This window comes from Kribbella sp. HUAS MG21, from assembly GCF_040254265.1.
In the GTDB taxonomy this organism is placed as follows: Bacteria; Actinomycetota; Actinomycetes; order Propionibacteriales; family Kribbellaceae; genus Kribbella.
This window is the reverse complement of record NZ_CP158165.1, coordinates 6029483-6048209: the sequence shown is the minus strand read 5'-3', so window position 1 is coordinate 6048209 and position 18727 is coordinate 6029483. Positions and strand designations below refer to the sequence as shown.

12 protein-coding genes are annotated in these 18727 nt (G+C 70.5%); 8 read left to right on the top strand and 4 right to left on the bottom strand.

The genetic code is table 11. The annotated features are described in order from the left end of the window. Positions 1–3: 3 nt before the first annotated feature. From ABN611_RS29225 to ABN611_RS29200, 6 genes are read left to right on the top strand one after another with little or no spacing between them, the layout of a single operon-like run. The gene (locus tag ABN611_RS29225) at positions 4–1728 is read left to right on the top strand and encodes an ABC transporter substrate-binding protein (protein ID WP_350275463.1); all 1725 of its coding nucleotides are present in this window, start codon (positions 4–6) and stop codon (positions 1726–1728) included. A gap of 4 nt (positions 1729–1732) precedes the next feature. Further along, a complete protein-coding gene (locus ABN611_RS29220) occupies positions 1733–2737 on the top strand; it encodes an ABC transporter permease (RefSeq protein WP_350275462.1) in 1005 nt (334 codons plus the stop codon). Between the two features lie 3 nt (positions 2738–2740). After that, positions 2741–3673 (top strand): ABC transporter permease, encoded by a 933-nt coding sequence (locus ABN611_RS29215; protein WP_350275461.1) that lies wholly within the window; start codon positions 2741–2743, stop codon positions 3671–3673. Next, positions 3654–4628, top strand: a complete 975-nt coding sequence (locus tag ABN611_RS29210; RefSeq protein ID WP_350275460.1) for an ABC transporter ATP-binding protein — start codon at positions 3654–3656, stop codon at positions 4626–4628. The genes ABN611_RS29215 and ABN611_RS29210 overlap by 20 nt, the downstream gene beginning before the upstream one ends. Further along, the gene (locus tag ABN611_RS29205) at positions 4625–5638 is read left to right on the top strand and encodes an ABC transporter ATP-binding protein (protein WP_350275459.1); all 1014 of its coding nucleotides are present in this window, start codon (positions 4625–4627) and stop codon (positions 5636–5638) included. Before ABN611_RS29210 ends, ABN611_RS29205 begins: the two co-directional genes overlap by 4 nt. Next, positions 5638–7329, top strand: coding sequence for a glycoside hydrolase family 9 protein (locus tag ABN611_RS29200; protein ID WP_350275458.1), 1692 nt, complete (start codon positions 5638–5640; stop codon positions 7327–7329). Before ABN611_RS29205 ends, ABN611_RS29200 begins: the two co-directional genes overlap by 1 nt. On the opposite strand, the gene ABN611_RS29195 is transcribed toward ABN611_RS29200, so the two are convergent. After that, positions 7326–10952 (bottom strand): GH116 family glycosyl hydrolase, encoded by a 3627-nt coding sequence (locus tag ABN611_RS29195; protein WP_350275457.1) that lies wholly within the window; start codon positions 10950–10952, stop codon positions 7326–7328. The two genes, ABN611_RS29200 and ABN611_RS29195, sit on opposite strands and share 4 nt — an antisense overlap. Before the next feature lie 157 nt (positions 10953–11109). Here ABN611_RS29195 and ABN611_RS29190 point away from each other — a divergent pair, with 157 nt between their 5' ends. Together ABN611_RS29190 and ABN611_RS29185 are read left to right on the top strand one after the other, a co-directional pair. Then, the gene (locus ABN611_RS29190; RefSeq protein WP_350275456.1) at positions 11110–13101 is read left to right on the top strand and encodes a heparinase II/III family protein; all 1992 of its coding nucleotides are present in this window, start codon (positions 11110–11112) and stop codon (positions 13099–13101) included. A gap of 37 nt (positions 13102–13138) precedes the next feature. Next, complete coding sequence (locus tag ABN611_RS29185) at positions 13139–13966, top strand: DMT family transporter (protein WP_350275455.1); 828 nt, start codon at positions 13139–13141, stop codon at positions 13964–13966. A gap of 18 nt (positions 13967–13984) precedes the next feature. Here ABN611_RS29185 and ABN611_RS29180 read toward each other — a convergent pair whose 3' ends face one another. The 3 genes from ABN611_RS29180 to ABN611_RS29170 all read right to left on the bottom strand — a co-directional run bounded on the left by ABN611_RS29180 (position 13985) and on the right by ABN611_RS29170 (position 18696). Further along, on the bottom strand, positions 13985–15325 hold the full coding sequence (locus tag ABN611_RS29180; protein ID WP_350275454.1) for an FAD-dependent oxidoreductase: 1341 nt from the start codon (positions 15323–15325) through the stop codon (positions 13985–13987). Positions 15326–15388: 63 nt separating this feature from the next. Beyond that, positions 15389–18118: an AAA family ATPase gene (locus tag ABN611_RS29175; protein ID WP_350275453.1), complete on the bottom strand. Its 2730-nt coding sequence runs from the start codon at positions 18116–18118 to the stop codon at positions 15389–15391. Positions 18119–18195: 77 nt separating this feature from the next. Further along, on the bottom strand, positions 18196–18696 hold the full coding sequence (locus ABN611_RS29170; protein ID WP_350275452.1) for a sigma-70 family RNA polymerase sigma factor: 501 nt from the start codon (positions 18694–18696) through the stop codon (positions 18196–18198). Positions 18697–18727: the final 31 nt, after the last annotated feature.

Genomic DNA, 18727 nt, shown 5'->3' with positions numbered 1-18727 from the left:
ACGATGAGGGGCATCACACGCATCGCCGTCGCCGCGCTGGCGGTCGGCGCACTGACCGCGGGATGCGGCGGTGGCAGCAAGCCGGTCGGGGACGCGGCGACGTCGGCCAAGCCGTCGTCGCCGGCGAGCGGGGGCAGCGACCCCGGCGGCGGCGGGCAGTACAAGAAGGGCGGCACGGTGACGATCGCCAACGTCGCCGGGCAGACCTGGCCGTGCCAGTTCAACCCGTTCAACCCGTCGGTCAACCAGGTCGCGCTCGGTTTCGTCTACGAGCCGCTGACCTTCGTGAACGTGCTGAAGGCCGGCGCCACCACGCCGATGCTGGCCACCGGGTACACGTGGTCGCCGAAGAAGGACTCGATCGTCTTCACGATCCGCGACGGCGTGAAGTGGAGCGACGGCCGGCCGTTCACCGCCGACGACGTGGTCTACACGTTCACCCGGATGAAGGAAGAGCCGGCCCTCGACCTGTACTCGCTGTGGACCGGCGCCGGCCTGACCGGCGTCACCGCGGCCGGCAACAAGGTCACGCTGACGTTCAAGGCCGCGGCCGAGCCGTACTTCTTCAACTTCGCCGGCCAGGTCGGCATCGTGCCCAAGCACATCTGGTCCGCCGGCGAGGCCGCGGCCAAACCCGCCACCTGGGCGAACCCGAAGCCGGTCGGCACCGGACCGTTCACGGTCGCGTCCTGCAGCAGCAACAACATCTCGTACGCCGCCAACGGCTCCTACTGGCAGCCCGGCAAGCCGTACGTCGAGAAGGTGCAGTACCCGGCGTACCTGGACAACAACCCGGCCAACCTCGACCTCGCCAGCGGCAAGGCGCAGTGGGGCGGTCAGTACATCCCGAACATCGAGAACTTCTACAAGAAGAAGTCGCCGGAGAACAACTACTGGTTCCCGCCGACCGCGAACGTCGCGATCGTGCCGAACCTGGACCCCTCGCGCAAGGCAACCAGCAACCTCGCGGTGCGCCAGGCGATCGCGTACGCACTGGACCGCGAGCAGATCTCGAAGATCGGCGAGAGCGGCTACCAGCCGGCCGCGAACCAGACCGGCGTCGTCGTCCCGACGTTCGACAAGTACTTCGACAAGGACGCGCTGACGGCCGCGGGCTACGACAAGCCGAACCCGGAGAAGGCGAAGCAACTCCTGCAGAGCGCCGGGTACTCGGAGTCGAACCCGCTGAAGCTCACCGTCATCACGGTCACCGGCTACACCGACTGGGACGCGTCGCTGGCGGTCGTCAAGCAGCAACTGGCCAAGGTCGGCATCGAGCTGACCGTGCAGGACCTGCAGCAGCAGTCCTACAACCAGAAGCTGTTCACCGGCGACTTCGACCTCGCGTACTCCAGCCAGTCCGGCGGCCCCACTCCGTACTACGAGCTGCGGCAGCTGCTGTACTCGAAGAACACCGCACCGATCGGCAAGCAGGCGAACAGCAACTACTCGCGCTACGTCAACCCCGAGGTGGACAAGCTGTTCGACCAGTACGCCGCCGCGGACCCCGACACGCAGCTCAAGCTGATCAAGCAGATCTCGTCGTACATGATCAAGGACGTGCCGGTGATCCCGACCACCGAGTCGGTCAACTGGTACCAGTACAACACCAAGGACCTCGAGGGCTGGCCGACCCAGGACAACCCGTACGCGCAGCCGGCGCCGTACAACATCCCCGACGTGGGACAGGTCCTGACCAACCTGTACTCGAAGTCCGCCCAGAAGTGAGCTGGTGCGCGTGCGGTACCTGATACGACGTCTCGGGTTCTTCGTGCTCACGCTGTGGGCGGCGATGACGCTGAACTTCTTCATCCCGCGGATGATGCCGGGCAGCCCGGAGCAGGCCTTGCGGGAGCGGTTCAGCAAGGGCGGCTCGGTGGTGACACCGGAGCAGCTGCGGACGGTGCTCGCCGAGTTCGGGTTCGATCCGGGCAAGAACCTGATGCTGCAGTACGGCGAGTACCTGAAGGCGATGGTCACCGGGCACTGGGGCGTGTCGATCGGCAGCAGCCTCGGCGTCCCGGTGACAACGCTGATCGGGGACGCGCTGCCGTGGACGCTCGGGCTGGTCGGGATCTCGACCGTGCTGGCGTTCGTCCTCGGCACGCTGATCGGGACGGTGGCCGGCTGGCGGCGTGGCGGGCTGATCGACGGGATCGTGCCGCCGGTCTTCATCGTCACGTCGGCGCTGCCGTACTTCTGGGTCGCGCTGCTGCTGATCTCGCTGTTCGCGATCGGCAGCGACCCGGTCCTGCCGAACGACTTCAACTACGACCAGGGCCTGACGCCGGCGTTCACCGGGGAGTTCGTCTGGAGCGTGATCAAGCACGGCATCCTGCCGGCCTCGACGATCCTGATCACCGCGGTCGGCGGCTGGATCCTCACGATGCGGAACAACATGGTGACCACGCTCGCCGAGGACTACGTCCGGATGGCCCGCGCGAAGGGCATCCCGAGCCGCAAGATCATGTTCGGGTACGCCGGCCGGAACGCGTTCCTGCCCAACCTGTCCGGGTTCGCGATGTCGCTCGGGTTCGTGATCTCCGGCACGATCCTGGTGGAGTACGTCTTCAACTATCCGGGGCTCGGCTACATGTTCTACAACGCCACGGTGAGCACCGACTATCCGTTGCTGCAGGCCCTCTTCCTGCTGGTGACGCTGGCGGTGCTGATCTGCGTCATGCTCTGCGACTTCGCGGTCTTCCTGCTCGACCCCCGCGCCCGGACGAAGGGATAACGGATGAGTGCAGTCGTCGCCGGTGCTTCGGCTCCGGTCGCTGGTGTCAGTCGCCGCCCGCGCGGTGGACTGCTCCGCGCGATCCTGCGCAACCGCAAGGCGGTCATCGGAGCCTGCCTGCTGTTGCTGTTCGTCCTGCTCGCCGCGTTCCCGGGGTTGTTCGTCCCGGGCGCGCACCACGACCCACAGGCGATCGGCGACATGCCGCTGCAGGGACCGTCCGGCGCGCACTGGCTGGGTACGACGGGCCTCGGACAGGACGTGTACGCACAACTGATCTACAGCACCCGGGAGTCGCTGCTGATCGCGGTGGTGGCGGGCGCCGGGGCGACGATGCTGTCGGTGCTGATCGGCGTCTCCGCGGCGTACCTGGGCGGCCTCGCCGACGACGGGTTGTCGATGCTCACCGACATCTTCCTGGTGCTCCCGACGTTCCCGTTGATCATCGTGCTGGCGACGTACGCCGGGAAGGGCAACCTGACCGTGATCGTCGTCGTGCTGATCCTCACCGGCTGGTCGTACGGCGCCCGGCAGATGCGCGCCCAGGCGCTGTCGCTGCGGAACCGGGACTTCCTCGAATCGGCCCGGGTCCGGGGCGAGCGGCGCTCGTACATCATCGTCGTCGAGGTGCTGCCGACGATGATCTCGCTGATCGTCGCGAACTTCCTGGGCGCCGCGCTGTACTCCGTGCTCACCGCCGCCGGCCTGCAGTTCCTCGGGCTCGGCGATCCCGGCTCGCTGAGCTGGGGCACGATGCTCTACTGGGCGCAGAACCAGGGCGCCCTGGTGAACGGCCTGCCCGCGTGGGCGCTCTCGCCGGGTCTGGCGGTCGCGCTGCTCGGCGTGTCGTTCGCCCTGCTCAACTACGCGTTCGACGAGATCAGCAACCCCGCCCTGCGGCCGGTTCGGAGGCGACGTGCCAAACCCACTTCTTGAAGTCCGGGACCTCACCGTCGAGTACGACACCGGGTCGCGGCCGGTCGTCGCGGTCGACCACGTGGACCTCGACGTGCACGCCGGGGAGTTCGTCGGCGTGGTCGGCGAGTCCGGGTGCGGGAAGTCCACGCTGTTGTTCGCGATCGCCCAGCTGCTGAGCTCACCGGCCGCGATCACCGGCGGCAGCGTGACGTTCCAGGGGCAGAACCTGGTGGCGATGAACGAGAAGAAGCTGTCCGCGCTGCGCTGGCGTGACTTCTCCGTCGTGATGCAGAGCGCGATGAACGCGCTGAACCCGGTGAAGAGCATCGGCGCGCAGTTCCGGGACACGATCATGGCGCACGACGAGCGGGTCGCCGACGACCGGCCGGCCGAGGTACTGCGGCTCGTCGGGATCGACCCGATCCACCTGCGCAGCTACCCGCACCAGTTGAGCGGCGGTATGCGGCAGCGCGCGATGATCGCGATGGCGCTGCTGTTCACACCCGACCTGATCATCATGGACGAGCCGACGTCCGCGCTCGACGTGGTCGCGCAGCGGTCGCTGATGGTGCAGATCAAGGAGTTGCAGAAGCAGCTGGGGTTCGCGGTCGTGTTCGTCACCCACGACATGTCGCTGGTGAGCCACTTCTCGGACAAGCTGGTGGTGATGTACGCCGGGCAGGTGGTCGAGTTCGGTGACACGCGCGCGGTGTTCGACCACCCGGAACATCCGTACAGTGCCGGGCTGCTGGACGCGTTCCCGTCGATCCGGGGGCCGAAGGTGCCGTTGACCGGCATCCCGGGCAGCCCGCCGAACCTGGCCGACCCGCCACCCGGGTGCCGGTTCCAGCCGCGCTGCCCGAAGGCGTTCGAGGACTGCCCGAAGATCGCGCCGGACCTCTACCAGGTCGGCGCTGTCCGGGCTCGCTGCCTGTTGCACGCACCTGAGCTGGTCCGGGAGGCGCACTCATGACCGCGATCGACGTCGAGCACGCCGGTACCGGATCGGCGGCGGCGCCGTTGCTCGAGGCAAGGGAGTTGACCCGGCACTTCCGGGTCGGGCGCGGGTTCTCGCGGCAGCTGCTGCACGCCGTCGACGACGTGAACTTCTCGATCGGGCGGCAGGAGATCGTCGCGCTCGCCGGCGAGAGCGGCAGCGGTAAGAGTACGATCGCGCGGCTGCTCGCGGGCGTGTACAAGCCGACGAGCGGCGAGATCTTCTACCAGGGGCGGGCGATGTCGACGTACCGCTCCCGGAAGGACCAGCTGGCGTACCGGGCCGACGTACCGATGGTGTTCCAGGATCCGTTCAGCTCGCTGAACCCGGCGTTCCGGGTGTCGCACGGGATCCTGCGGTCGCTGAAGCTGCACCGGCCGGAGCTGTCCCGCGCGCAGCGGGTCGAGGAGGCGGAGCGGGTCGTCGAGGCGGTCGGGCTGTCGCCGGCGGGTGACATCATGCACCGGTACCCGTACGAGCTGAGTGGTGGCCAGCGGCAACGGATCGGGTTCGCGCAGGCGCTCGCGCACAGGCCGAAGCTGATCCTCGCCGACGAGCCGGTGTCGATGCTGGACGTGTCGATCCGGATCGGCCTGCTGAACCTGATGGCGGAACTGCGCGAGACGCAGGGGGTGTCGTTCCTCTACATCACGCACGACATCGCGAGCGCGCGGTACGTCGCCGACCGGCTGATGATCATGTACGCCGGGCATGTGGTGGAGACGGGGCCGACCGAGTCGGTCCTGCACGACCCGAAGCACCCGTACACGGACCTGCTGCTCGGCGCGGTGCCCGACCCGCGGGCGCCGCTGACGACGGGCATCGAGGGCGACACCGGCGAACCGCCCAAGGTCGTCGACCCCACGCCCGGCTGCCGCTTCCGCTGGCGGTGCCCGCTCGCGGTCGACCGCTGCCACGAGGAAACACCCGTCCTCCGCACCCTCGGCACCAACCACCAGGCCGCCTGCCATGTAGCCTCCGAGTGATGCAGCTCCTGGTCCCACACCTCGGCTTCAACCCCGGCCCGGGCAACGCGGTCGTGGCAGTAGGAGTCGTCCCGACGACGCACTCCGGGCCGGAGCCAGCGGGTTCCGCGTACCTGACAGGCCCAGGCATCGAACCACTTCCACTCGGTCCTGGGCCTGCGGAACAGATGCCGGGGTGGAGCATTCGGTCCTGCACGCGCATCCCACTGCCCGCCGACCTCGCACCCGGCACGTACGTCGTACGCATCGGCGCAACCGAATCCGCCCCGTTCGTCGTCGAACCGGACCGGCTCCAGCGTCAGACCATGTCCGACGTCCTCGCCTACTTCAAGGCCATGCGGTCCTCCGGCGAGATCGACCGCAAGGACCGCGGCGCGCGCCGGTGGGACGACGTCTCGGGGACGACGGTCGACGCCCGCGGCGGCTGGCTCGACGCCAGCGGCGACACCAGCAAGTTCCTCTCGCACCTCACCTACACCTCGACGATGAGCCCGCAGCAGATCCCGCTGTGCGCCTGGGCGATGCTCGCCGCGCGCGACGAGATCACCGCGCACCACCCGGCCCTCACCCGGCTGCTCGGCGCGCGCCTTCGCGACGAGGCGCTGCACGGCGCCGACTTCCTGGTGCGCTTCCGCTCCCCCGACGGCTACTTCTACACCGGCATCTTCGACGCCCTCACCAAACAGCTCGACGAACGCGTCGTCACCGCACCGCTGCAGAACTCCGTCCGGACGTCGCGCTACCAGGCCGCCTACCGCCACGGCGCCGGACTCGCGATCGCAGCCCTGGCCCGCGCCGCCACCACAGACACCGACGGCGATCACTCCCGGGCCGAGTACCTCACCGCAGCCCTGGACGCCTTCACCCATCTCGAGCAGCACAACCGCGACTACCTCTTCGACAACACCGAGTCGATCGTCGACGACTACTGCGCCCTCCTCGGCGCTACGGAACTGGCGGCCGCCCTCCGCGCGGCGGCCGACGAGCGGGTGGCCGAGGTGGCCAACTCGGCCTGGCGACGAGCCTCGTCGCTGGTGTCCCGCTACGTGTCGCCGGCCGACGGACCAGGCTGGTTCCGCGCCGACGAGGGCGGCCGGCCCTTCGTGCACGCGGTGGAGCCCGGTCTGCCGATCCTGGCGTTGCTGCGTTTCGCGGAGGTGTTCCCGACCAGCCGCCAGGCGAAGTACGCACAGGAGACCGCGATCCGCGCGATGCTCGACGTCCTGCGACGTACCGCGGCGGTCGCCAACCCGTTCGGCTATCCCCGGAACGCGCTGGGCCAGTTCTTCTTCCCTCACGAGAACGAGACCGGCTACTGGTGGCAGGGCGAGAACGCCGCGATCGCCTCCCTCTCGGCCGCCGCCAGTGCCTGCGCCCGCCTCGACGAGGTCGGCTGGGCCGACCGCGTCCGGCTGAGTACCTTCGCCACCGACCAGCTCGCGTGGATCCTCGGCCGCAACCCGTACGACGTCTGCATGCTGCAGGGCCGCGGCCGGAACAACGTCGAGTACCACTCCGACTTCCCGAATCTTCCCGGCGGCATCGTCAACGGCATCACCTCCGGCTGGACCGACGAGCGCGAGATCGCCTTCCTCCCCGCCGACGCGCCCGGCGGCGAGGAGTGGCGCTGGGCCGAACAGTGGATCCCGCACACCGGCTGGTTCCTCCTCGCCGCCGCGAGCGCCGACTAGCTGAGCGTTACCTGCAGGGCGTGGCCGGACACGACCTCCGGCTCGGCGAGCGTCACTACCGCACGGTTGCCAGTAGCAACGACAGTCGCGGGGACCCGGCTGGCGCCGATGCGCACCGTCACTGCGCTCGCTGGTCGGCTGGTCTCGAAGGACAGCGTCGTGAGCCGCAGCTTGCCGTAGCGGACGTCCACCGACGCCGTCAGCGAGGTCGCCGTACGGCGTTGGCTGTACAGCCCCCAACCCTCCGCGCCCGTGAACGCGCAGCGGAAGTCCTCCGGGCGGATCCGCGGCGCGAAGCCGAGATGACCCTTCGGCCCGTGGTACTCGTAGCCGCAGGCCGCCAGGTAGACGCCGTACCCCATCATCGCCCGCGCGTAGTGGTCGCTGGCCTCGATCTCGTTGTAAGGGTTGCGTTTCTCCCCGGAGTACCGCTCGTACAGCGCGCGCGTGACGGCCAGCGCCTCCTCGGTCATCCCCTCGGCGAACAGGTGCGCGGCGAACTGGTACTCCTGCCCGGTCCACACCTCGTTGAAGTACATCAGCCCGCGGGTCTCGGACGATCCGCCGTGCGGCCAGGTCGCCATCAGGACGCCGCTCTCGCCTTCGGTCGTGTACACGCGCCCGACGTTGATGCCCGGCGGCCGGTACGTGCCCGGGTCCGCACGGAAGTTCCCCTCGTACAGGCTGCGCAAGGCCGTCCGCGCCTGGTCGGCGGGGAACACCCGTGGCAGTCCGAGCTGTGCGGCGTAGGTCTGCCCGTACATCTGGTCGATGAAGAGCCCGCGATTGCTGTTCTCGGCCGTCGGATGCGCCGGGTCGACCTTCTGCACGTAGTACCCGTAGTCGTCGTTCCACAAGGACCCGGAGATGTACGCCGACCCGCGCTCGGCGATCGCGGTGTACCGATCGGCGCTCGCCCGGTCGCCGACCTCACCGGCCATCGCGGCGGCCGCGTGCAGCGCCGCGACGTACAGGCCGCTGATCCACGGGATCTCGCCGAACCACTCGGTGTCGAGGGTGTTCCACTGGCTGCCCCGGAAGATCCCGTCCTCGTCGGCGCCGTCCCGGTGCGTGACCAGGAACTCCACCGCGGTCCGTACCCGCGGCCACGCGCGGCGGAGGAACGCCGCGTCCTTGCTCATCTGGTGCTCGCGGTAGATCCGCAGGATCGTGCCCGGTTGCCCGTCCGCGAACGAGCTCGACGCGTCGCCGGCCTCACCGCGGTTGCCGATCTCGCCGGTCGGCCGGAACGCGATGCCGAGGTCGACCCGCTCCCGGGTGTCGCGCTCGAGCTCGGGGAACAGCCGCCCGATCGCCTGCGCGTAGTTCCACACGTGCTCGCAGGTCCCCGCGCAGCAGTACGTGCCCTCCCACGCGTAGAAGCGCCCGTCGTCCCAGCGGTAGCACGTGCTGGTCGCGATCGTCGACGCCGTCGCGAGCGTCCGTTCGAGGAACCAGTGTGGCAGCGACGAGTCGTCGTACCACGTCCGCACCCAGGCCTTCGTGTCGCGCTCGAGCCGGTCCGCGTGCTTCCCGACGTACTCGACGACCTCGCGCGCCGAGCCGAACCGGGTCGCGTAGTGCCGCCGGAACGTCGACGCGCCGACGAGTTCGGCGAACAGCTCGCGCTCGGGGTTGGGGAAGAACCAGCCGAACGCGAAGCGGATCGTCCGTGACTCTCCCGGAGCCAGCGTCACCGTCACGGCGACGGTCCCTGCCTGCGGCCCGTCCGAGTCGGCCGGACCGGACCCGGAGTCGAACAGCGCGTCGGCGGTCGACCAGTCCGCGATCGACGCGCGCGCGACCGCGCCCTGGGTCAGCGCGGCCAGCGCGAAGGTGCCGCCGTCCGGGCGTTCCGCCACCGGCTGCCGGCGGATCGGGCGGTCGCTGAACACGATCCGGTCCACGTTGATGTGGCCCCAGCCGCCCGTGTGCTCGTCGACGATCTCGATGCGAGCTGTCCGGCCCGCGTACTTGCCGACGTCCAGCGACACCGCGGTCAGCGGCTCGATGTCGGTGCCGGACGCCGAGGCCACGACCTGCCCGTCGACCACGACCCGCAGGCACGTCTCGTCCTTGTGGTGCCCGCCGCCGACCCACGCCGTCACGAAACGCCGCTCGACGACGAACTCGCGGCTGGTCAGCGAACCCGTGAACCGGTCCGGATCGCCCGTCCCGCGGAAGTTGTACGACGTCACGAACCGCCCGCTGACGTTCAGCTCGGTGCGCACCCCGAACGGCCGGCGGAACCCGTCGGGCGTCTCCGCCGCGGTCACCGGGCCCGCGCCGAAGGCGTCACCCGTCACGGTCCAGCCCTCGTACGTCGTCCTGTCCCAGGTCTCGAACACGATGTCCGGGCGGTCCGTGAAGACGATCGCGTCGCAGCTGATGTGGCCCCATCCGCCGGTGTGGTCGTCGACGATCTCGATCCGCGCGGTCCGTCCGGCGAACGCGCCGACGTCCAGCATCCGCGCGACCAGCGGCTCGCTCTCGTCGCCGGTCGCGGACGCCACGACCTGCCCGTCGACGACCACGTTCACGCAGGTCGCGCCGGCGTGCCCGCCGCCGCTCACCCCGACCGCGACGTACCGCCGCTCGATCGTGAACTCGCGGCTCGTCAGCTTCCCGACCGACCCGTCGGCCGTGCCGCCGCGGAAGTCGTACGACGTGACGAACCAGGTCCCCGACACGTTCAGGTCGCCGAAACGCTTCATCAGGTTCGGTACGTCGACCGGCCGCACCGGGCCCGCGCCGAAGGCGTCACCGGTGACGGTCCAGCCGTCGTACGTGTCCTTCTCCCAGTCCTCGAAGAGGATGTCGTCCTGCTCCGCGACGTCGTCGACCGCGCCGAACTGGATCCCGTTCCGGAACGCGCGCGCCTGCAGCCGGGTCGGCTGGCGCTTGCGGCTGTCGATGCACACCGGGTTCTCGGCGTACCCGAGCAATGTCGCGCGGACCGCGGCCGACGACGTGTTCCGCAGCGTGAACGACAGGATCGTCGTCGGCAGCGTCGAGTCCAGCGTGGCCAGCGGAACGAACGGCGAGAACGCCTCCAGCCGCACGGACACCGGGCTGTCCGGGTCGGCGTATGCCACCCGCCCGACCGGGTACGAACCGGTGAACCGCACGTCCTCGAACCCGGCCGCGTCGACCGTCCTGGTCGTCGTCCTGCCCTTCGAGGTGGTCCGCAGCGCGAAGCCCTGACCGAACTGGGAGGCGCCCGGCTGGTCGGCCGACAGCGGGTGCGCGTAGTTGTGACCGGAGAAGTCGGCGCCGCCGAGCGGGAACGACGTCGGGTTGAAGATGTCCCACGCCCAGAGCCGCCCGTCGCCGGCGAGGTACACCTGGCCGGTGGTCCCGCCGCCGACCGGCATGCCGATCTTCGGCAGGGCGGCGCCGGTGTACGTCGTCGGCGTACCGCGGCCGAACAGCACCGCGCGATCGACCCGCGGCGGCGCCGCCAGCTGCTGAGGAGCGGCGGTGGCGGTCAAGCCGGGCACGGTCAGCGCACCGACCGCCCCGGCACCGAGGGCGATGAACGTACGGCGGCTCAGGTGCGCGCGAGGGCAGTCGCCGGAACAGGAACGGTTGGCACAGCCGGGCGGAAGCTGGGAGGCGGTCATTCGTTCTCCTTGGGCGGGGCAAGCGGGAGAAATCGATTTCCGACACCGTAGCCAGCGCTCGGACGCAGGTCAACGGGTGGGAACTCGTACTCTCTTACCGGGAGGACGCAACGAACTGGGTGGTTCCGAGCGTCTTCTCGTTCGGAGAGGGGGGCGAGTGGCGAAGAGGCGGGTGGGGACCACCGTCGCGCTGACGCTTGTCTGCGTCCTGGTCTGCGGGATCGCGTTCGCCGGCGCGGTCTTCGTGCTGATGCCGGGCGCCCGGGACCGCGGTACGACGGCCTCGGCCGGCGGATCGCCCACGCCGAACGGGCCCGGACCGCGACCGAACCAGAGCCCGACCCAGAACCCGACGCCGAGCCTCCCCGCCCCGAGCGAGGAGCCGTTGCCGGGTGTCGACACGCCGGCCACTCCCCCGCCGTCGACGCCGGTCGCCAACACCGGGACGTACGAATGCCCGGGCTTCAGCGGCATCCAGCTGCCGGTGTCGATGGTGATGGCCGACACCTTCGCCTGGGGCGACGACCCACCGTCCAAGGTCGGCAACGGGAACGGCGACATCGACTGGCGGTCCAACCCGTACCAGAAACCGAGCTGGTACATGTGGCTGCACTCGCTGCGCTGGCTCGGCAACGGCATCGACGCCGGGAAGCGCGGCGACCGCAAGACGCTCCGGCACGTGCTCGCGATCATCGAGGACTGGGTGCGCGACAACCCGTACAGCTGGAAGGGCGACGTCGGCGCCTGGGAGGCGACCATGCATCGCACCAACGTGCTGCTGTGCGCGCGCCAGGCCGTCCTCACCGGCACGCGGGTCAGCGCACTGCCGTCGCAGTACGCCTGGTTGGACAAGGCCCTGATCGACCACGCCCAGTTCATGATCGTGAACTGGAGCGGTACGGCGAACCACGGGACCGACGAGAGCATCGCGCTGTTCGGCGTCGGGTGCACGCTGAAGCGGCCGGAGCTCAGGAAGCTCGCGGTGGACCGGCTGACGCAGGCGATCAGCACCGCGATCGATCCGCAGGGCTCGACGAACGAGCAGTCGGTCGGGTACGCGATGTTCAACTACCTGCTCTGGGGCCGCGCGACCACGGCGTTGCAGCGCTGCGGCGCGAACCCCGGCCCGGTGATCGCGCAACGCCGGGCCGCGCTGTCGGAGTGGCTCGCGCTCGCCACCAAGTCGACGGGTGAGCTGCCGCAGGTCGGGGACGCCGTACGGCAGAAGCCGGTCGGGGCGGCCGGGACCGCGCTGGACTACGTCGCCTCGCTCGGGAAGCGCGGCACGAAACCGTCGAAACGGGTCGCGGTGTTCGACGCCGGGTACATCTTCGGGCGCACCGGCTGGGGCGAGACCCGGCCGTTCGCGCAAGAGTCGACGTACAGCATCCGGTACGGCGCCGCGCGCCGGCTGCACGGGCACGACGACCACATGTCGATCACCTACGCGTCGCACGGGCGGGACGTGCTGATCGACCCGGGCCACTCCGGGTACCAGCTCGACAAGTGGCAGGCGTGGACGAAGAGCGCGGCCGCGCACAACGTGATGACGATCCCGTCCGCGGACACCGCGCCCGTCGAGACGCGGTTGCTGCGCGCATCGATCACGCCGACCTGGGAGTCGTACTCGCTCGCCGACTCGCCGGCCCCCGGAGTCACCCGCAGACGCGACGTCCTGGTGCTGAAGGATCCCGACCTGGTCGTCACGCTCGACCGCGGCCAGGCGACGAGCAGCCAGCGGTACGAGACGCTCTGGCATCTCGCGCCGGACCAGAAGGTGACGGTCCAGTCCCCCACGGCCGCCGTCGCGATGAAACCGGGTGACAAGTCGAAGACGTACCTGCTGCAGATCCCTTACCAGCAGCAGCCGCCGGCCGACGGCATCACCGTGGTGCAGGGACAGCAGGATCCGGTGCAGGGCTGGTACTACCCCGACATCTTCCACCGGCAGTCCGCGCCGGTGGTGAAGTTCAACCGGACCGGGACGAGTGCGGCCGTGCTCTCGGCGATCGTCCCGGCCGGAACCAGCGAGGCCGTCACCTACAAGACCCGGACCGTCAGCGGCATGTTCTTCGTCGACCTGACTGTCGGCGCCCGGAAGGCCACCATCCGGATCCTGGCCGACGGGCGGCTGTCCCGGATCAGCTGAGGTTTCGTCCCGCGACCGCTCGGTTACCGGGCGGAGCGTGGGTGTCGGACTCGCCTTGGCGTCGGCGTTGTGCTTCGGCCTGTCGGATTTCGCCGCGGGACTGGCGGCCCGCCGGTTGCACAGCGCGGTTGTCGTCCTGCTCGGCCAGCTCTTCGGCGTCGTCGCGGTGACGCTGCTCGCGCTGGTCGTCGCGGCTCCGGGCGTCACCCCGGCCGCGCTGGCCTGGGGCGCACTGTCCGGGATCGGGACGGGGCTCGGGGCCGCGTTCCTGTTCCAGGCGATGAAGATCGGGCGGTTCGGTCTCGTCGTACCGCTGAGTGACGTCGCCGGGGTCGCGATCCCGGTCGTGCTCGGAGTGGTGCTGCTGGACGATCACCTGCGCTGGTGGGCGTGGGTCGGCTTCGCGATCTCCGTCCCCGCGATCTGGTTGCTGACCAGCCGGCGCGGTCCGCGCTCGGGCACGACCGCGGGCGCCGGGTGGGCCCTGCTGTCCGGCGCCGCGTTCGCGTTGCAGTACGTCGCGCTGGCTCAGGCCGACGCCGCAGCCGGATTGTGGCCGTTGGCACTCAACCGCCTGGTTGCCGTCCTGACCGTCGCTCCGATCGCCGTACGTCGCGACCGCCTCCGGATGGAGCCTCGTACGGCGGGGCTCGCGATCGCGTCCGGTGTCCTCGGCACCTCCGCGATCGCCGCGTTCCTGTTCGCGACCCGCGAGCAGGCCCTCTCGGTTGCGGTCGTCCTGACCTCGCTCTACCCGGCTGTCACCGTGCTCCTCGGCCTGACCGTCCTGCACGAGCGCCTCACCCTCCGGCAGATCGCCGGCCTGGCCTGCGCAACAGCCACCGTCGTACTCGTCTCCCTCTGACCGGGCTGAGCGACCTGCTCAGCCCTGTCGCGTCGCAGTGAGCGCTGTCGCCTTGGCCTCGGAGGCGAACGCCTCGCGCGGGGTCTGGACCGAGGCCAGCGACACGATGTCCCGGCCGTAGAAGAACGCCACCAGCCAGATCGCCAGCACCCGCACCTTGCGGTCCCACGTCGGGACCGCGAGGACGTGGTACCCGCGGTGCATCAGCCACGCGAGCAGGCCCTTGATGACGATCCGGCGGTACTGGAAGATCCCGCTGCCCAGACCGAGAGTCGCGATCACGCCGAGGCTGTGGTGCACGTAGTTCTTCGGCTCCTTGCCGCGCAGCGACCGCAGCAGGTTCTTCGCCAGCCGCTTCCCCTGCCGTACGGCGTTCTGCGCGTTCGGGACCGTGTACGCCCCCTCGACCGGCGACGTGAGGTCCGGCACGGCCGCGTCGTCGCCGGCCGCCCACGCGTCCGGGATCACCGCGGCGTCGGTGCCGATCCGCAGGTCCGCGCGCACCTGCACCATGCCGCGCTCGTTGTGCGGCAGGTCGGTGTGGTTGCGCAGCAGCCGCGTCGCGGCGTTGCCCGCCGTCCAGACGATCAGCTCCGAGTCGAACTCGCTGCCGTCGGACAGCACCACGTGACCGTCGTCGGCCGACTGCATCGTGGTGTTCAGGTGCACGGTCGCGCCGCGCTTCTCGAGCATCTTCACGACCCACTCGCCCGGCTTGTCGCTGACCTCGGGCAGGATCCGGCCGGTCGCCTCGACGAGATGGAACGCGAGGTCGCTCTCCGACAGCTCCGGGTACTTCTTCAGCAACGCCCGCGCCAGCGAGAACAGCTCCGCGAACCCTTCCACACCGGAGAAACCGCCGCCCACGAACGTGACCGTCAGCAGCTTCCGCCGCGCCGGCCCCGGCTCCAGCCCGGCCGCCTCGTCGAACGCGGTGAACAGCCGGTCCCGGATCGCCACGGCTTCCTCGACGTGCTTCATCCCGATCGCCCGCTCGGCCACGCCCGGGACGTCGAAGGTCCGCGTCACGGCGCCCGCGGTGACCGCGATCACGTCGTACGTCATCGTGTACTCCGGGCCCTGCGCCGGACGGATCGTCACGGACTTGTCCGCGTGCGAGATGCCGGTCACCATACCGGCCACCAGCTTCGTGTGCTTGAGGTTCCGGCGCAGCGAGACCGCCGCGTGCCGGGCCTCGACCGATCCGGCCACCACCTCGGGCAGGAACGGCTGGTACGTCATGTACGGCCGCGGGTCGACCACGATCACCTCGGCCTCACCCCGCCGCAACTTCTTCTCCAACCGCCACGCCGTGTAGAACCCGGCATACCCGCCGCCCACCACCAGGATCCTGCGCACCGCACTCTCCGTCCGTCGTCGTCTCACCGCTATGACACGCAGCCTCGTCCGGATGTGACATCGCTACGGGCGGAGCTGTTTCCGGGAGGTGATGCCCAGCTTGGCGAAGACCTTGCGCAGATGCCACTCCACCGTGTGCTGGCTGAGGAACATCTGCGCGCCGATCTCCGCGTTCGTCAGCCCGGCACCGGCCAGATCCGCGATCCGCGCCTCCTGCGCCGTCAGCGTGTCCCGCCCCGAACTGTCCGCCGTACGCCGCTCGTCCAGCACCTCGCCGGTCGCCGCCAGCTCCTTCGCCGCCCGCTCCGCGAACCCGTCCGCCCCGGCCTCGGCGAACACCTTGTACGCCATCCGCAGCTGTCCACGCGCGTCCTGCCGACGGCCTTCCCTGCGCAGCCATTCGCCGTACACCAGGTGCGTCCGCGCCAGGTCCATCCGCATCCGCGTGCGGCCCAGTCGCTCGACCGCTTCCTCGTACGCCGCCTCGGCCGCGGGCCCGGTCGCCCGCAGGCCGGTCGCGCGGGCCAGGACCCCGAGCCCCCAGTCCGTCCCGTTCGGCTCGGCCGCGGCGCGGAGCCGCTCGTGGGCGTCGGCCGCAGCCTCCGGCCGACCTGCGCGAGTCGCCGCCTCGATCACCTCGGCCAGCGCAAGGTTCGAGACGCCGTGCTCGTCCGGGTACGCCGTCGCGGCGAGCGCGGACTCCAGCGCTGCCGGGTACTGGGCCAGGCCGTTGAGCAGGATCGCGCTGGTCAGGTGTGCGTTCGCCACCGCGCCGCCTTCGCCGCGGCTGGTCGAGTCCTCCAGGCTGCCGGTGATCAACGGTTCCGCGTGGTCGCGCCGGCCGCGCCACGCGGCCAGGAAGATGTCGCCGTACGGTCCCAGACCGACGCCGGTCGCGTCGCTGATCGTCCTGACCTCGGTGAGCATCGCGGCGGCGGCCGTGAACTCCCCGGTCAGGGTGTGCAGGACCGCGCGGTGGTGCAGGACCAGGGGAAGCTCGTTGAGGTTCCCGGCCTCGCGGGCGATCCGCTCGTGCCGGGCGGTCAGGCTGTCCCAGCTCTCCTCGTCCCAGAGGTTCACGGCGAGCAGGGCCGCCACCCAGATCCACGGCATGTCCTCGTCCGGGCCGCTGCCGAAGGCCCGCATCGCCTCGCGGGCCGGGTCGACCGACGCCCGGAAGCCGTCGGCGAACAAGGTCGTCACCGCGTCGTACAGCAGGTCGCGCCTGCGCGGTTCTTCCAGCCGAGGCACAGCCTTCGCGGCGCGGGCGACGGTCACGATCCCGTGGTCCTGGCTGAACCGGCCGGCGAACTGCGCGGCGACCAGGGCGTTGAGGTAGGTGTCGCGGGCCAGGCCGAGGTCGAGTGGTTCGAGACGCCGCGCGGCCGCGAGGAGTTGCGGCGGGGCTTCCAGGCTGTGGCCGGAGGCAAACGTCAGCTGGGCGCGCATCAGCTCCACGCGGGCCAGGTGCAGGTCGTCGACCGCGCCCTGTTCGGCGGTGCTCAGCAGGCGCAGCGCCGTGTCGAACGCGCCGGCCGCCAGGCTCGACTGAGCGGCGGCGAGGGCCCGCAGCGAGCGTGTGGCCGGATCCGGTGTCAGTTCGGTCGCGCGTTGGAGGAACGCGGACGACGCTGCCATGCCGCCGCGGCGCTGCGCGCGGTCGGCCGAGCGGACCAGCTCCGCGGCGACGTCCTCGTCCGGCCCGTCGGCCCCCTGCGCCCGGTGCCAGGCCCGGCGGTCCGGGTCGCGCTCCGGGTCGATCGCCTCGGCCAGCGCCTGGTGCACCGCTCGCCGGTCCGCCGGCTCCGCGGCCCGGTACGTCGCCGACCGGACCAGCGGATGCCGGAACCGGACCCGGCCGGCGATATCGATCAAGCCGGCTGCTTCGGCGGCGGCCGCCGTACTCATCGGCACGCCGAGGATCGTCAACGCCCGGACCAGCAGCGGTACGTCGCCGACCGGTTCGGCGGCCGCGGTGAGCAGCAGCCGCCGGGTGTCCGGCGGCAGCGCCTCGACCCGGCGCGCGAAGTTCTGCTCGAGCTGACTTGCGAGCGGACGGGCGTCGGGACGCTCGAAGCCACCGGCCAGCTGCGCCGCGGTGAGCCCGCGCGGCAGCTCCATCAGGGCGAGCGGGTTGCCGCGGGTCTCGGCCACGATCCGGGCACGGACCGGCCCGTCGAGCCGGCCCGGGACGACGGAGTCCAGCAGCGCGCCGGCGTGCTCGTCCGCGAGCCCGCCGATCGGCAGCTCGGCGAACCCGCTCCACTCCGGACAGGTCACCGGCTCCCGCAGCGCGAACACCAGTCCGATGCGGTCCGCGAACAACCGGCGGCCGACGAAGGTCAGCGTCTGGATCGACGCCAGATCCATCCACTGCGCGTCGTCCACGACACACAGCAGCGGCTCCCGATCGGAAGCCGCCGACAACAGACTCAACGTGGCCGCACCGATCAGGAACCTGTCCGGCGGGCCGCCGCCGCTCAACCCGAACGCGACCTCCAGCGCCGCGCGCTGCGGCGCCGCCAGCCGATCGGTCAGTGGCAGCAGCGGAAGGCACAGCTGATGCAGGCCCGCGAACGGCAACTCCATCTCGGACTCGACACCGGACGCGCGCAGCACCCGGCACGCGTCGGCCCGGCCGGCCAGGTACTCGAGCAGGGCGGACTTCCCGATCCCGGCCTCGCCGCGGACGATCAGCACCTGTCCCTCGCCGGAACGCACGCCGCTCACGACGTGGTCGAGGCGCGCGCACTCCGCGCGTCGGCCGCGCAGCTCGAGCCCGGTGCTGGTCATCGCTCCACCCCCGCGACACAGGCTACGGGTGGACTGCGGTACGGGTACAGGACCCTTCAGTACCGGAAGTGTCGCGATCAGCCGGCGGTCGGCGCCAGTTCCGCGAGCCGGTTGCGGGCACGCTTCACGAGCTGCCGGGCGTTCGGGGCGCCGATCCGCAGCAGCTCCGCGATCTGGCGGTACGGGTAGTCGAAGCCCTCCCGCAGTACGTACGTCGCCCGCTCGGCCGGTGACAGTGTCTCGGTCAACAGTTGTACGGCGGCCTCGAACGCCTCCTGGTTCTCGACGGAGAGCTGCGGATCCGGCCCCGGGGCGACCCGCTCGTCGGACAGCCACGGCCCGACCGCGGTCTCGTGCCGGCGCCGCGCCGACTGCACCACGTTGATCGCCAGCCGCGACACCGTGGTCGCGAGGAACGCCTGCGGATCCGTGACAGCCGTCCGGTCGGTGCGTTGCCAGCGCACCCAGACGTCCTGCACCAGCTCCTCCGCCTCGTGTCGATTGCCGGTGATCCGGTACGCGATCCGGAACAACCGCGGCCGCACCTGCAGGAACTCGTCCAACCCCGCCGTACTCACGATCGGCCTCCTGACGCTGGGAAGAACCTCA